General features: G+C 36.2%; 11 protein-coding genes. 7 read left to right on the forward strand and 4 right to left on the reverse strand.

Annotation, left to right across the window (positions count from 1 at the left end; genetic code table 11):
* Window positions 1-8 precede the first annotated feature (8 nt).
* Window positions 9-467, forward strand: coding sequence for a methylated-DNA--[protein]-cysteine S-methyltransferase (locus CVS92_RS01410; RefSeq protein ID WP_107788264.1), 459 nt, complete (start codon window positions 9-11; stop codon window positions 465-467).
* 485 nt (window positions 468-952) lie between these two features.
* Here the strand turns inward: CVS92_RS01410 and lon are convergent, their stop codons facing one another.
* On the reverse strand, window positions 953-3370 hold the full coding sequence (gene lon / locus CVS92_RS01415) for an endopeptidase La (RefSeq protein ID WP_107788265.1): 2418 nt from the start codon (window positions 3368-3370) through the stop codon (window positions 953-955).
* 8 nt (window positions 3371-3378) lie between these two features.
* The gene (locus CVS92_RS01420; protein WP_021091013.1) at window positions 3379-4026 is read right to left on the reverse strand and encodes an outer membrane protein assembly factor BamD; all 648 of its coding nucleotides are present in this window, start codon (window positions 4024-4026) and stop codon (window positions 3379-3381) included.
* 112 nt (window positions 4027-4138) lie between these two features.
* On the opposite strand from CVS92_RS01420, the gene fliW reads away from it, so the two are divergent.
* The 6 genes from fliW (at window position 4139) to hpf (ending at window position 11531) form a co-directional block, all read left to right on the forward strand.
* A complete protein-coding gene (gene fliW, locus CVS92_RS01425) occupies window positions 4139-4522 on the forward strand; it encodes a flagellar assembly protein FliW (RefSeq protein ID WP_054196362.1) in 384 nt (127 codons plus the stop codon).
* A 59-nt stretch (window positions 4523-4581) separates the two neighbouring features.
* A complete protein-coding gene (locus tag CVS92_RS01430) occupies window positions 4582-8799 on the forward strand; it encodes a hypothetical protein (protein WP_159070344.1) in 4218 nt (1405 codons plus the stop codon).
* Entirely contained in the window at window positions 8793-9488 is a 696-nt protein-coding gene (locus CVS92_RS01435; protein WP_103560577.1) for a type II secretion system protein, read from the forward strand. Before CVS92_RS01430 ends, CVS92_RS01435 begins: the two co-directional genes overlap by 7 nt.
* The gene (locus CVS92_RS01440; protein WP_234398679.1) at window positions 9485-10501 is read left to right on the forward strand and encodes a type II secretion system protein; all 1017 of its coding nucleotides are present in this window, start codon (window positions 9485-9487) and stop codon (window positions 10499-10501) included. Before CVS92_RS01435 ends, CVS92_RS01440 begins: the two co-directional genes overlap by 4 nt.
* Entirely contained in the window at window positions 10498-10923 is a 426-nt protein-coding gene (locus CVS92_RS01445; RefSeq protein WP_181001684.1) for a hypothetical protein, read from the forward strand. The genes CVS92_RS01440 and CVS92_RS01445 overlap by 4 nt, the downstream gene beginning before the upstream one ends.
* Before the next feature lie 80 nt (window positions 10924-11003).
* Window positions 11004-11531, forward strand: a complete 528-nt coding sequence (hpf, locus tag CVS92_RS01450; protein WP_087579818.1) for a ribosome hibernation-promoting factor, HPF/YfiA family — start codon at window positions 11004-11006, stop codon at window positions 11529-11531.
* A 674-nt stretch (window positions 11532-12205) separates the two neighbouring features.
* On the opposite strand, the gene CVS92_RS01455 is transcribed toward hpf, so the two are convergent.
* Together CVS92_RS01455 and CVS92_RS01460 are read right to left on the reverse strand one after the other, a co-directional pair.
* Window positions 12206-12748, reverse strand: coding sequence for a DUF1523 family protein (locus tag CVS92_RS01455; protein WP_021090645.1), 543 nt, complete (start codon window positions 12746-12748; stop codon window positions 12206-12208).
* Between the two features lie 71 nt (window positions 12749-12819).
* Window positions 12820-15051, reverse strand: coding sequence for a nitric-oxide reductase large subunit (locus CVS92_RS01460; protein WP_021090748.1), 2232 nt, complete (start codon window positions 15049-15051; stop codon window positions 12820-12822).
* Window positions 15052-15127 lie beyond the last annotated feature (76 nt).

The raw sequence follows: 15127 nt of genomic DNA on the forward strand, positions 1-15127 counted from the left end.
GAGCAAATGTGTCAAAAGCTTACCTAAAATCGCCTATCGGAATTTTGGAGATCATCGCTAGCGAAAATGGAATTTGTGAGATAAATTTTGTAGATAAATTTGAAAAAATAGCGGTAAAAGATGAAAATTTAAAGCTTTGCTTGAATGAGCTAGAGGCTTATTTTAATGGCAAGCTTAAAAAATTTAGCGTAAGGCTTGATATAAAAACAACTAATTTTAGAGCAAAAATTTACGAGGCTTTACAAAAAGTACCATACGGGGAAACGACCACATACGCAGCCCTTGCACTTGCCGTAGGCCACAAAAATGCCTACCGAGCAGTAGGATCAGCCAATGCTAAAAATCCAGTGCCTATCATCGTTCCTTGTCACAGAGTGCTAGCTAGCAGTGGGCTTGGCGGCTACTCAGGTGGAGATGGCTTGCCAACTAAAATCTGGCTTTTAGAGCATGAAGCAAAGCATAAATAGCTAAAAATTTATAACAAAATAAAAGTCTATCAAATTTTAAAATTTACAAGCGAACATTTTTAAAATTTATCAGAGTATTTGAAACGCGTGAAGTGCTTTAGCGCCATTGAATGCATCTTGAACGTGAGTGATTTAGCGGATTTAAAAAAAGTAAGAGAAGAGGACGGCCTCGTAATCCAAGCCCCATTGTCTCTCTTTTGAATAAAAAGGAATTTATAAATTTAATAAAGCGTTTTCAAATTTTAAAACTTCATTCACTCGCAAGAACTAAAATCTAAATTCGCTTACCACTTAGCTCAGATTTTAGAGCCAAAATTACTCGCTCATAAATTTTAAAATTTATTTTTCTCTAGTGTACTGCATGTGCTTATATTGTTTAAATTATTAATTGCTTTTATGCGTTATATGGCTTTTTATTTGGATTTTAGAATCGTCGAAATTTATAAATTTCCCTAGCCCTAATCTCACTTAGGACTAGGGAAAGATTATTTTTTAGTTACAAGAGCGTTTTTTAAGACATCATCGATCGTATCAACAGCGATGATCTTCATGTCACCTTTTACCTCGGCTGGGATATCAACAAGGTCGCGATCATAGTTTTTGCGAGGTATCAGAGCTGTTTTGATGCCAGCTTTGTGAGCGGCGATGAGCTTCTCTTTTAGTCCTCCGATAGGTAAAACTCTACCAGTTAGTGTGATCTCGCCAGTCATTGCGATGTCGTGTTTGACCTTTGTGTCAGTTAGTATTGATGCGATCGCAGTTGCAATCGTGATACCAGCGCTTGGACCGTCTTTTGGCACCGCACCCTCTGGCACGTGTAAGTGAAGGTCGTAGCGTCTATAAACATCGCTGGCTTCAAGCTTGTGCTTGTCATCATCAAATTTCGGCACGATAGCCATTGGTACTTTTAGCTTTTTGTTATCTATCAGCACTTTTACCACGCTAAATGCTATCTGAGCGCTCTCTTTCATCACGTCACCTAGCTGACCGGTGATCTGCATATTGCCTTTGCCTTGGATCCTGATAGCCTCGATCCTTAGCACATCGCCGCCGACACTTGTCCACGCGAGACCATTTACCAAGCCGATCTGATCTTTTTTATCCGCTGGCTCGATCTCATAGACCTTTTTCTCTAAAAACTCTTTTAAATTTTTAGCCGTGACGCTGATCTTGCTCTCATTCTTTTTGGTGAGGATATTTTTGGCGACTTTTCTTAGTATATCAGCGATCCTGCGGCGTAAATTTCGCACGCCACTCTCTCTTGTATAGTCGCTGATAATTAGCTCAAGTGCCTCTTTGCTGATACTCACATCACTTGGTTTTAGCCCGTGTTTTTTAAGCTCTTGAGGCAAGAGATATTTTTTAGCGATCTCAAATTTCTCTTGTGGGGTGTATGAGCTAAGCTCGATAAACTCCATCCTGTCGCGAAGTGCGGCTGGGATCATGCTCACATCATTTGCTGTAGCGATGAAGATAATCTTGCTAAGATCGATGTTGAAATTTAGATAGTAATCTCTAAATTTATTATTTTGCTCAGGATCTAAAATTTCAAGTAAAACAGCAGTCGGATCGCCTCTGTAGCTTCTGCCAACCTTATCGATCTCATCTAAAACAACCACTGGATTCATCTGCTTGGCTTCTATGAGCCCTTGAACGATGCGCCCTGGCATAGCGCCTATGTAGGTGCGGCGGTGTCCTCTTAGCTCGTTTACGTCCTCAAGTCCACCAAGCGCGATCCTAACTAGCTCGCGTTTTAGCGCCTTTGCGATCGAGTTTGCAAGGCTAGTTTTACCTACGCCTGGAGGGCCTGCAAAGCATAAAATAGCGCCATTATTTACCTTTTCGCCAACGCCTCTAAGCTCCAAAAGCTCACGCAAAGCAAAATACTCTTCGATGCGCTCTTTTGGCTTCTCTAAGCTGTAGTGATCGGCATTTAGGTGCTTGCTCACTTCAGCGATAGATGATTTTTTCTTAGCTACATTTTCAAATGGTATCTCAAGTACCCAATCAAGATAGCTTTGCAAAGTGTTTGCATCAGCTGAGTCTGGGTGCATACGACTAAGTTTATCTATTTGTTTTTTGATCTCTTTGTAAGCATCCTCGGCCATAAATTTCTTCTTCGCATCAAGCTTTTTGCGGTACTCTTCAAGCTCCTCTTCACGGCTAGTATCCGCTCCAAGCTCAGCTTGAATTTGCTTTAGCTGCTCCTTTAAAAAGTACTCTTTATTTGTCTTGTCGATCTTTGAATGGACTTTATTTTTTATCTCTTTTTGAAGCTTATTTGCCTCGATCTCTTCGATAACATAGTCGATGAGCTTTAGTAGGCGCTGCTCTAAATTTTCTTCGACAAAAAAGCTATAAGCGATCTGTTTTTTTAGACGAAGTGCGCTTGAAACTAGGTCACAAACCCTGATCGCTTCAGCGCTCTCTTCGATCGTCTTTAAAAGATCAGGTGGAAAAAAGTGGCTAAACTGCGAAAGCTCTCTTACTTTTTCTCTTAAAACTACGATTAATGCGTCAGTTTTGACCTGTGATGGGCGCTTGACATGGAGCATATCAACGATACCACGGAGTGGGTTTATGCCTGATTGTTTTAAAATTTTACCTTTGTCTATGCCTTGAAATAGAACTTTTACACGTCCATCAGGTAGTGGCACACGGCGCATTATCGTGCCGATAACGCCAGCATCATAGATACCATCAAAGTCTCTAGCACCGTCTTGCTGAGGCTTTGTAGGCACCACAAGGATCGGAGTCTCTTCTTGTATGGCGAGTTCAAGTGCCTTTAAATTTTCATCATCGCTTAAAAAAAGCGGAGTTATCATAAATGGATATAAAAATAGCTCGTCCTCAACGATGATGGGAATTTCAGTTGGGAAGCCTTTATTTTCGTTTATTTGCAAAATTTCTCCTATTCAAACAGTTTTCTATACCATGCCACGTCAGGTTTAATAAGATCTGAGTTTTTAAACGGCGACTCTTCAAGCTTTTGCTCGTAAATTTTAGCCGAAACATCACGACCAGTCCTATTGTAAAGATCAGCTATTTGCATATCTAGGAAGTAAAGCGCGAGTTTAAATTTGATAAGCATAGTCTCGATAAGAGGCTTATATTCAGTATTTGGATACATATAAAGAAATTTCTCAATCTCTGTTACGCTATCTTCCATAAGCTTTTGGTTGCGGTTTGGCTGAGTAAATGAGTCAAAATTTGCTTTTATCTTTAGATACTGAGCAAACTCTGTTTTTGGGCCGTTGTCACCATATCTTTTGATGTACTCGTCAAGATAGTGATTTGCCATCAGATACTCTTCGTCATTTGCGTGAGCTTGGGCAAGGATGAGTAAAATTTGCTCCAAAAGCGGGCTTGCTACGTGCTCGCTAGCCATTGAAACGTAGTGTTTATCGGCTGCTTCAAGATCACCATCTTTTATATCAGCGATAACCTGAGCATACCACTCATCAGGAGTTAGATTGTAAAGCTCGGTATATTTTTCAGCACAACCACTAAAAAGCCCCAAAAGAGCTACAACTGCTAGAAATTTAGAAAATCTTTTCATGCTTTTCCTTAAAAAGTTTAAATCCTCGTATTCTACATTTTTTGCTATTATTTTTGTATAAATTTTTTAAAACTATGATAAAATACGGCAACTTTACAAAATAGGAGTTAGTATGATTTTTAGTGTTAAAAGCCCTATTTTAGGCTTTGAGCATATCAAGACGATGGAGTTAATTGAACTTGATAAATTTTTTGTTAAGCTAGCAAGCAAAGATGATGAGACATCTTTTACAATGATAAATCCTTTTGCATTAAGAAGCTACGAATTCGATATTCCAAGCTATTATGAAGATCTTATGGAGATTAAAGAAAGCTCTCAACTTAGAATTTATAACATTATCGTTGTTGCACTCCCGCTTGAAAAATCAACTGTAAATTTTATAGCTCCTATTGTTTGCAATATGGACAATATGACCTTATCCCAAGTCGTTTTAGACATTGCCAAATATCCTCAGTACGGGCAAGCTGAAATGATAGAAAATTTTATACAAAAATAGTAGCTAAAAGTTTTTAAAAATCTAAGGATAGATTTTTGTTGTTATTTAGAGGATTTGTTGTGAAGATAGCATATTTACTCTGTTTTATTGTCACATTTGGTTTTTGTGCACCCAGAGCTTGTACGACAGTAGAAGCAGCATCTATTGGTTGTAGTGGAGCAAATTATTCTTGCTTTATAGACGCTGAAGAGTACCAAGATAACTCTTCTAAAAATATCCCACATTGCATAAGAAAATCTGATAGAACCTGGACGATAGATACCAATAGCTTTTCTTCAGGCTTAGCACAAGATCACTATCATATTTACGTTGAGCAATTTTCTCCATGGAATCAACGATCATTAATAGGTATGTGGGATGATCACTCTAAAGGCTTAAGACAAAGATCAATAAATGGAAATCTAAATACCAGAGTAAATGGAGATATAGCTACCATTGGTGCTACTATTATGATTCCACAATACGCTGGATATAATTTTGTTCCAGATCCATCTAACGTAACAAGAACATCATCTACAGCCGATAGAATATTTTTAGATACTGGTAATTTTTCGCCTAGCAATTACACACTTTGTCAAACAACATATATTTATAATCCTAGCAAGCATCCTTATTGTAAAAATTCATCCTCTTCCACATTTGATTTTAGTGAGAAAAATACCTTTATACAAAATAATTTAAAAGGCAAAAACGTAGTCTATGCCAGGCTTTATTGGGGCGGCTCTCTTTATCAAAACTGGGCAATAAAAAATCTTGGGTCAAATTTATATGTAAGTGCTTTAAATTACATAAAAGGATATAGCAGGATTGATTTTAAAGCTCCTGGAAAGAGTGTAATCACAATAGATGCTGATCCAAAAGATGTTTTTTGGTTTGGATCTTTTAGCGAGTATCGACCAAAATCAATGACTCTTGAATCATATAATCAAAACGAGTCTAATAGCTACTATGTAAAGGCTGGAATAAACTACCAATATGTAGCAAGCGCTGATGTAACAGATATAGTTAGAGACTCTCTTGGCACTAGCGAGTCAGACAGGACATTCTATGCCGGTAATATCAGATCCACTACGATTCCCTTCAGTAATGAATTTATAGACCCAAATGATGGCACATACAAGGTAGCCGACTCTACTAATAGAAAACTAAAAAAAACATACGGCACGCTACTATTCTCACCAGTTCAAGGGCAAAATGGTTACTGGATACAATCCATTGCACCACAATTTGCGGCTTGGAGTTTGGTCATCATTTATGACTTTGATGATAAAACCGCTGCAGCAAACAATATAGAGCCAAAGCTTGTTAGTATATTTGATGGACTAGAAAGGCTTGCAGCAGACTGGATGAAGTCAAGCGATCCATTTGGTACTGTAAAGAGCTCAACCATAGATGTAAAATTTGAAAATATCTACACACCAAAAGCAGGAAATATAGATGCTTCGCTTACAATGTTTTCATTTGGCGGCAAGCCAGAAACAAAAGGTGAAGATATTAAGATAAAAAAAGGTGGCAGCTATCAGAGTATCACCAGCGGATATAACGCACAAGGCGATCAGTTTAACTCAACTATGACAAAATTTGGACAACTTATAAATCCAGGTAAAAAATTTCACTCTCAAGCGGACTTAGATATATTTGATATATCAGACAAAATGTCATATGCTCAAAAAGAAGCGGATATAAAATTTACAGTTACAACGATTAAAAGCTCAGGCGGTGCTAATGTCGTAAGTGCTGACCGTATAAATTTAGCTCTAGTTGGCTTTTCTTCTCGTATATACAAACCAGATGTTTGCTATATGGAATATATTTATGCAAAAAAACCTAGCGATAGTACTTTTACAAAGGTGCAAGAAAATACTCCAACAGTAGTGCCAGCAAATACTATTTTAAAAACTTTCGTTGAAGTTACAAACAATACAAATGAAGCTGCTCAAGACTTTGCACTAAAAGCTACAATAGATCCAAGCCAAATTTATAATCCAAACTCAACTTACATTTACGCAGATAAAGCATCACAAGGGCCTAGTGATCTGCTTACTATGTCAGGACAGGTACACTATAACGACAACACAGGCTTGCAGCAATTAAGCGGAAATGACTTAACTTTTTATTTGGGACAAGGTGCGGCTGCAAATAAGGGTGGAGAAATGCTAATTCATCAAGGCAACTACGCTTATGCCATATATGAAACCACCCTTAAGTCTAAATTTGAGCCAAATAGTTACAAAGCCACGGTTGCAAATGCTGATATAAATTTACAACCCTATGACACATATATAAGAAGATGTAGCAATCAAAACTACAACATTACTTTAGGCGTTAGTGCCAGTCCAAATAATTTCGTCGCAAGTAATAGACAAGACGATGGTTCAGCGACTTTTAAAACTAAATTTAAAAATAGACTTCTAACTAAAATCGTTTCTATGCCATTTAATGTCTATATCACGAACTATGATACAGATGGCAACAAAAAAGTACCAGATGCCCCAGTAGATGTAAAAGTAGAGTTGGTCGAGTCTTGCAGTGCTCCAACAAATTTATATGAACAAGATATAACATTTAATGGCGTAACTGATATTTTGTTATCAGGTATTAGTATTGACAGAGCCTATAAAAGTGTAAAATTTAGAATTTCTCATCTTGATCCAGTGACAAATACTACAAAGGTTGAATGCGAAAAATTAGATGATTTTGCCATAAGACCAAGTCACTTTAGGCTATGGGATACTGACAAGAATACGATCAATAATAACAATGTTTTAATAGGCGGCAAAGCTTATAACAACATTGCTCTTGCGGCTATGAAACCTCTTGATAGTGGATTAGCAAATGGATATATAAACAATATAAGTGGCTCAAATGGAGAGATAAAACTTGTACCAGCATATAGTGCGACTTGCGATCCTAGCATTATAGAGAGCGAGAACAAACTAAGCGTAGATTTTAACGATCCAAATAAAGCATTGGGTAAAATTTTCCGTCACACATCAAGTGGACCTGTTGGCTTTTCTTACTCAGATATAGGTGATACATATTTTTATGTATTAGACAAAGACTATACAATAACTGATCAACATACGCCATCAAGAGCTGATGATTGTGTAAAAAACTCAATTAGCAACGATCCGTCACAAGATACTGCTCAAGAAGGAAGGATCGGATGCAATATAAAGCTAGAAGGTAATAGAGATTATCTATTTAGGCCAAAAGATATACAAATAAGCAAATTAAAGATAACAAAAGATAGCGATATAACATACCTTGATAATGAAGGCATACAAAAAGCAAAGCTTGACTTTGAAGTAACTGCCAGGTTATTTAACGATGACCCTGCAAAACTTTATAATGAAGATTGCTATGCAAAAAATATGAACTTTGACATAAAGCTAGATAGAGTTCCTTTAAATTTTACAGACAACGATGGCAATGTCGGTACATTAGCAAAAGCAAATGAAGAAATTTTATTTTTTGAAATTCCTGGCTCAAACACTAGAAAAGCAATAGATCCAAGTGCTACAAAATCAACATTTTATGTAGAGAAAAACACTTTTGTAAATGGCGTAGGCAAAGGTGAAGTATATTTTAATTTTGAAAGAAAAGTAAATCATGCTAAAAACCCTTTTACTATTTCAAGTAATGATTTTAGCTTTAGTGGCATGTCAGACAGCACCGATACAGTAAAAAAATATGAAAAACCAGCAACAGAAACAACGGCAAAATTTTACTTTGGTAGGGTTTATGCACCATTTTATGAAGGGCTTTATAGTGGCTTTTATGCCAAAATTTATTATGGTGCCTACTGCGATGGATGCAATAAAAATGCCTACATGAAAAATGATGGTAAATTATGGCAAGACTTTCCAGCTGCACCATTTTGGGCTACCAATCCAAAACATAGCGCAGGAGTACTTAACTATCATGACTTTAGCTTTACAAACACTTACAGCGGTACTGTTTTAAGAAATGATGTAAGTAGTATAAGCAATGGCGAGCAAATAATTTTTATAAGAAACCCGTCAGCAGTTACTGATGTGGCTAAAATGAGAGCACCTAGTTGGCTTCTTTATAGTGAATTTGATGAGAAACCTGAAACAAATAATTTCAATCTAAATTTTCTAGTACCAAATGGCGAATGGGCTGGTAAAGTCCTAAAGAGCAATAATATAGAGGATAAGACAAGCGGTGCAGTTGGAGGTTTTATAGGAGTAAAATCAAATAGTGATAGTAACCTAGATATAAGCGATAAGACAAACAGGAGAATAGAGTGGTAAAAAGAGGCGGCTTTTCATTGATAGAGCTTATCTTGTCAGTGCTTGTAGTAGCCATAGTAAGTGCAAGCTTACCACTAGCAGTAAGAACTACTTCAAATTTAAGCGAGCAGTCCTTAATGCAAGAAGGACTAATGAATGCTAAAACCTATATGTCATTAATATTAAAAGCACCATTTAGTGATCAAGTCTTAATAGCCGGTAAAAATACCATGCCATCTTCTATAACGACTCAAGAGGCTATAATTTTTCCTCTTATTATCTGCGATCAAGGGGCAAATCCGGATTTTTATGAAAAAAGCGGTGTAAAAGGTGAAGGACATAGGATACTTGCGTATCCGGTACAAAATTCATCTGCATGTGCCACAAGGCCTAGTGATTCAAAGCTTCCAGAATCAATCAAAAGCGTAAATTTTAAAGTAAAATCTATCAAAAATTTCAATACTCAAAAATCCATCTCGCCAACTGCTAGCACTACCAAACGTGACTTTATCATAGATACAGAAACGACTCCAACCATAACAAATGGAGCTGATAAATTTGTAGTTAGCACTCCTTTAAACGATAACGACGTTTTACAGATAAAGCTAGATACGACTATGAAAACTACAAAAGAGAGCAAAAGCGTACTTTATGGATATGCCTTTAATATAGGTGAAAGCAGTACTCTAAGTGTAAAAGAATGGAAATGAAAAAAACAAAAAAAGCTTTTACATTAATTGAGCTAATAATAGTCATCACCGTACTTGGCGTTATCTCACTTATGAGCTTTAACACGCTTATGAATTTATATCAAAACTATTTTCAAAGCAAAGTAATAAACGAACTAGAAACACAAAGCGAAATCGCTCTAGAGCAAATTTCAATACTACTTAGCCACAGAATCAAACAAAGCGTTATCGCTAGGAAAAAAAATGGAGATTACCTAGCTCTAAATGATAGTGGTGTAAATTTAAGTAGCGACTTTGAAATTTTAGAATTTATCCCAGCTGCTTATGAGCTATTTGATGGTATAAACGAATATAAAGGAGATGATACTAACGGAGATCCGATCATCGAAGAAGGCATATATAGTGGATATGTAGATCTTGCAAATAGCTCTATTGCAAATGGATTAAAAAGCCCTGGAAGTAAATTTAATGACGCTTTTAGAAACGGCGTAATGGACTTGACCTGCGAAAATGATAGCAATGAAGAAGATGTAAATAGCGGCTCTAGGTGCATAAACGCCGATAATGAAAATGGTGGTTTAGTGGCGATATTTTCTAGCATACTTTATAGAGTTGGTAGCAGCTTTGGCTATCAAGAAAATTTAGACCAAAGGCACTTAGATATTGCAAAAGTAGGCATACAATCAATCGACACGCTTAAGATTTCAAGTGATTTTAAAAATAAAAAAATTTCAGAACAGTATAAACTAGCTTATACAGCCATTGCCATAGCACCAGCTGAGCAAAGTGCCGAGGATATACAAAGCGGCTCTTTTGACCTTAAAATTTACTACAACTATAGACCATGGCTAAATGAAAGTTTTAAAAAATTTAACTCAACATCTACAAAGGCTATCAAAGCCGAAAGTGCAACACTAGCTAAACACGTAACAAGATTTGTCTTCACGGAAAAAAATGGTGTCATCGCGCTAAAGCTTTGCCTTAAAGCAGAAAAATCAGAAATAACCATTTGCAAGTCAAAGGCGGTTTATTGATGAGAAAAGGATTTACGTTAATAGCAGCGATATTTTTTCTAGTTGTAGCAGCTTCTATCAGCACTCTTGCCCTTTCGATAGCTAGCACATCAGCTAGACAAAGTAGTGAAATTTATCTAAGAGAGCAAGCACAACTCGTTGCTCAAGCAGCAGCAGAGTATGCGATGTTTGAAATTTTTAGAACCGATTTCTCAAACAAATGCCTAGATAAAGTAAATGGGGAATTTAACGATATGTTCGACTTTAAAGTAAAAATAACTTACTTTGGCGATATCGGCATATGCACTCCACCGACCATCATGCCAGGAACAAACGGAGTCGCAAGTACTGGCAATATGATCTTTGATGTTTTTGTAACATCAAAAGATAAAAAAACACCAAATCCTATAAATTTTCACAAACGAACTCTTCAGAAACTTTAAAATTTTATAAAGATTTTAGTTTAATTTGTTTTTAGTTTTAGCGTGTTATAATCATCTTACTTTCTATAAAGGAGATTACGATGAACATAAGCATTGTAGGAAAACAATTTGAGCTAACAGAGCCAATCAAAAACTATATCCAAGACGCTTTTGATACTCTTGGCAAATACAATCTCGACATCATCTCAGCAAGATGTGTTGTAGCAGCCGATGAAAAACAAGGAAAAAAAGGCTTTAATGCAGAATTTTCTCTAAATATGGCTCATAAAGACACTATAGTCGTTCGCCAAAAAGATAAAGATCTTTATGCTGCGATCGATCTTGCTATCGAAAAAGCATCAAAAGTTTTAAGAAGAGAGCATGATAAGAAATTTACTGTTAAAGGTAAGGCTGACGACAAAGAATTTCGCTCAAGAATAGGCGAAGAAAAGATCGAAGGCGTTGAAGAGATCGTGCCTATGGAGCTTGAAATTTATAAACCACTTGAAGTCGAAGAGGCACTTGATAAACTAAAATCAAGCGATAAACAATTTTACGTATTTAACGATGTTGACGCAAAAATGCGTGTGATCTACAAAAGAACAGACGGAACTTTCGGTCTTTACTAAAAACAGGGGCAGCTTTGCCCCTAAAATTTAAGCTAATTCACTATAAATTTTCTTTCTAAAATCTAAAAAACCTGTTGCAAAAACTACTGTGCCAGCAAATAGCTTTAAATTTAAAATTTTACCCAAGCGTTTGAGCGATCCTTTAAGCGTTAAAAATTCAACTATATTTTTGTAAATTTTATGAGCAATTTTTATTTAGCTTTGTTTATGAGACTATTAAGGTTGCAAAAAATCTTATCAAATCATCAATTCTGGTTTTAACCAAATACATATATAATAAAAGAGTACTCTAAAATCAAAAAGTGCCTAAAATTTTGCAGAATAGATATCCTTGTGTGAGATAGATACATATACAAGGTGGCTTTCGTGCGAGTCATTTTAGAAGATTGGCGAACCAAATTTAACGACATAAACTAAGTTGTAGCTGGCAGAGAGCACGGCAAAGAAGTAAGTGCTGTAAAAAAGTAAGTATTTTTTAAAAAAAATAATTGCAAGTATCAAAGTATGGAATTTTATTTTATAGGCTGAGAAAGCGTAGATAAATATAACAAACAACATAGCAGAGCAAACGAGCTAAAAATATACTTGATAGCACTAGAATTTTTTAAAGATAAAAGAGAAACAAAGCTCTCTTTTTGATTTTTAAAATATCAAATAGCTAAAACAAATGCTATCTATTTCTCTAAATTTTCACTAGTTTTTGGTCTAAAGGCCTTATTTATCTTTCTTATCCAAATGATTAGCGAGATAAACAAGATAAAGTAAAATACATAGCTAGCTACCGGCCAACTAGTATCTGTGCCACTTTCTTTTAGTGAGATGACATTTCTAAACTCTTGAAGCATAGAAATTCTATATCCATAATATTTTACAGTTACGTTTTTATCGCTATTTGCAAAGCCTTGAGCTTTGGCTTGTACATCAGCTGAATTAAATTTAAAATAAAACGGAAATCCCCATGCAGTATCTTCATTTCTATAAGCCATGACTTTATTTGAATTATTAGAATCTTTAGTGTAGATAAAATAAACATCTCTGGTAGGGCCATCAGCCGGATTTTTAGCATCGATGATACCATCTTTGTCCATACGTTTGACATCGCCACCTGTGATTTGCACATTTGCATAGTGTGGAAACGAATAATCAACTACAAGAGCCAAAAAAGAGTGTAAAAGCACGATAAAAATAACGCAAATTCTTTTAAAAAATGTAATCATTTCTTTCCTTTTAAATTTGCGTTATTTTATGAAAAGATAGCTTAATAAAGGGGCAAAATACCCCTTTGATTTTAAGCTTTTTTATTAAGCATAAATTTTAGAAGTTGTGCAAGGAAACTGATTCCACCGATTATTAAAATCGTATCACCAATCATTCTTACCCATCTTAAATTTTGTAAGTGTGATTGTTGTAAAAGCTCAGCGCTTCTTGCATACCACATACCATGCTCTAGGCTTGCAAATGCTTGATAAATTCCTATTGGAAGTAGTGAAAGCACGATCATTAGCATAAGACCTATATTTAAGCCCCAAAAACCTACTTTCATAAGTTTTTCATCAAATTCTTGACCTTTGAATAGATAAGTAGCTACTAGCCAAACAAATCCAAGTGCCAAAAATCCATAAACACCAAATAGCGCAGCATGTCCGTGAACTGGAGTCGTATTTAGGCCTTGGATATAAAATAGTGAAATTGGAGGATTGATTAAAAATCCAAATACACCAGCGCCTAGCATATTCCAGAAAGCAACTGCAATAAAGCAGTAAAGTGGCCATTTTAATGTCTTAGCCCAAGTTTGAGCAAACTGAAGTCTGTAATGCTCATAAGCTTCAGCACCAAGTAATACAAGAGGAACTACTTCAAGTGCTGAGAAGCTAGCGCCAACTGCCATTATAGGTGTTGTAGTGCCTGCAAAATATAAGTGGTGGAAAGTTCCTGGAATTCCGCCTACTAAGAAAAGTGATGCACTCGCAAGTGTTGAAAACGTAGCAAATCTCTTTGAAACAAGACCAAGACTAACAAATACAAAAGCAAGTGAAGCGGTAGCAAATACCTCAAAAAAGCCTTCAACCCAAAGGTGTACAACCCACCAGCGCCAGTATTCCATCACTGGAAGTGGACTTCTTTGACCGTAAAATAATCCTGCTCCGTAAAATAATCCAACTGCAACGGCTGAAGCTGCAAAGATAGCAAGTAAATTTTTGTCACCTTTGTTCTTAAATCCACCGATAAATCCGCGAAGTAAAAGTAGCATCCAAATGACAAGGCCAACAAATAAAATAATTTGCCAAACACGTCCAAGCTCGATATATTCATATCCTTGATGTCCAAACCAGAAGCTTAAATTTATAGGCATAATATTTGCGATCGCTAAATACTCGCCAGCAAAACTGCCGACCACAAGGATTAGTAGTGCGTAAAATAATAAATCTACGCCAAGCTTTTGGAATTTTGGATCCTTACCGCCATTTATAATAGGTGCTAGGAAAAGACCGCCTGCTAAAAATCCTGTCGCAATCCAGAAAATACTAGCCTGAATGTGCCATGTTCTAGCAAGTGAATAAGGAATATAAGCTGATAAATTTATACCGTAAAATTCTTGTCCTTCTACTGTATAGTGAGCTGTAAAGCCGCCTATTAAAATTTGGAATGCAAAAAGAGCCAAAGTTACAAAAAGATATTTTTTAAGAGCTTTTTGAGATGGAGTTAGGCTTAATTTACTAAGCGGATCCTCGCTAATAGCTTCCAACTTTTCATCATCTTTTTTACCATAAAAAGAGCTAAACCAAACAAGAAATCCAATACCAGCAATAAGTATTACAACACTTGCGATTGACCAAAAGATATTTTCGCTTGTTGGTACATTATCGATTAGTGGCTCGTGTGGCCAGTTGTTTGTGTATGTAGCATCGCTATTAGGTCTATTTGCTGCAGTTGCCCATGCTGACCAGAAGAAAAAGTTATTAAGATCATCTCTATCAGAAGCATTTGGAAGAGTATTTTCTTTCATCGCATAAGCTTCTCTTAAAGATTTAAACTTAGGGTCATTTCCAAAAAGCGACGAATACTCTTGGCTTACTTGTTTCATAGCCTTTAATCTATCGCTGCTAAGTACGATCTTATCGTCTTTTACGCCATTTTCTCGGTACTCTTTTTTAAGTAGAACTTTTAGATTTGCCTTTTGCTCATCATTTAAGTCAGCATATTTTGAGTGGTAAATTTCATCTGCTTTTAACTCTAAAAATATAACTAACTCTTTGTGAAGCCAGTCCGCACTCCAATCAGGTGCTTGATATGCACCGTGTCCCCAAACAGAGCCAACTTGCATACCTCCTATGCTTTGCCAGGCCTCTTGACCTTTATAGATGCTCTCTTTGTCGATAACGACATTGCCATTCTCATCTGTAAAATTTACAACTGGTGGCGAGCTTCTATAAACTTCAACGCCGTAGTAGCCTAAAATACTAAAGCAAATTACTAGTACTGCAACAAGTGCTAGCCAATACTTTTTGTATTCACGCATTGATTCTCCTTTTTTAAAAATTTTAAGGCGAAGTTTATCTCATTTTAAAAAAGCAGCTAATGATATATGTCAATAA

The organism is Campylobacter concisus (assembly GCF_003048555.1).
In the GTDB taxonomy this organism is placed as follows: Bacteria; Campylobacterota; Campylobacteria; order Campylobacterales; family Campylobacteraceae; genus Campylobacter_A; species Campylobacter_A concisus_AO.

What these genes read in the sequence shown, in the direction of transcription:
- fliW (WP_054196362.1), top strand. Translation starts at nt 4,139, where the DNA reads ATGATTTTTAGTGTTAAAAGCCCTATTTTAGGCTTTGAGCATATCAAG.
- CVS92_RS01440 (WP_234398679.1), top strand. Translation starts at nt 9,485, where the DNA reads ATGAAAAAAACAAAAAAAGCTTTTACATTAATTGAGCTAATAATAGTC.
- CVS92_RS01460 (WP_021090748.1), bottom strand. Translation starts at nt 15,051, where the DNA reads ATGCGTGAATACAAAAAGTATTGGCTAGCACTTGTTGCAGTACTAGTA.
- CVS92_RS01420 (WP_021091013.1), bottom strand. Translation starts at nt 4,026, where the DNA reads ATGAAAAGATTTTCTAAATTTCTAGCAGTTGTAGCTCTTTTGGGGCTT.
- CVS92_RS01455 (WP_021090645.1), bottom strand. Translation starts at nt 12,748, where the DNA reads ATGATTACATTTTTTAAAAGAATTTGCGTTATTTTTATCGTGCTTTTA.
- hpf (WP_087579818.1), top strand. Translation starts at nt 11,004, where the DNA reads ATGAACATAAGCATTGTAGGAAAACAATTTGAGCTAACAGAGCCAATC.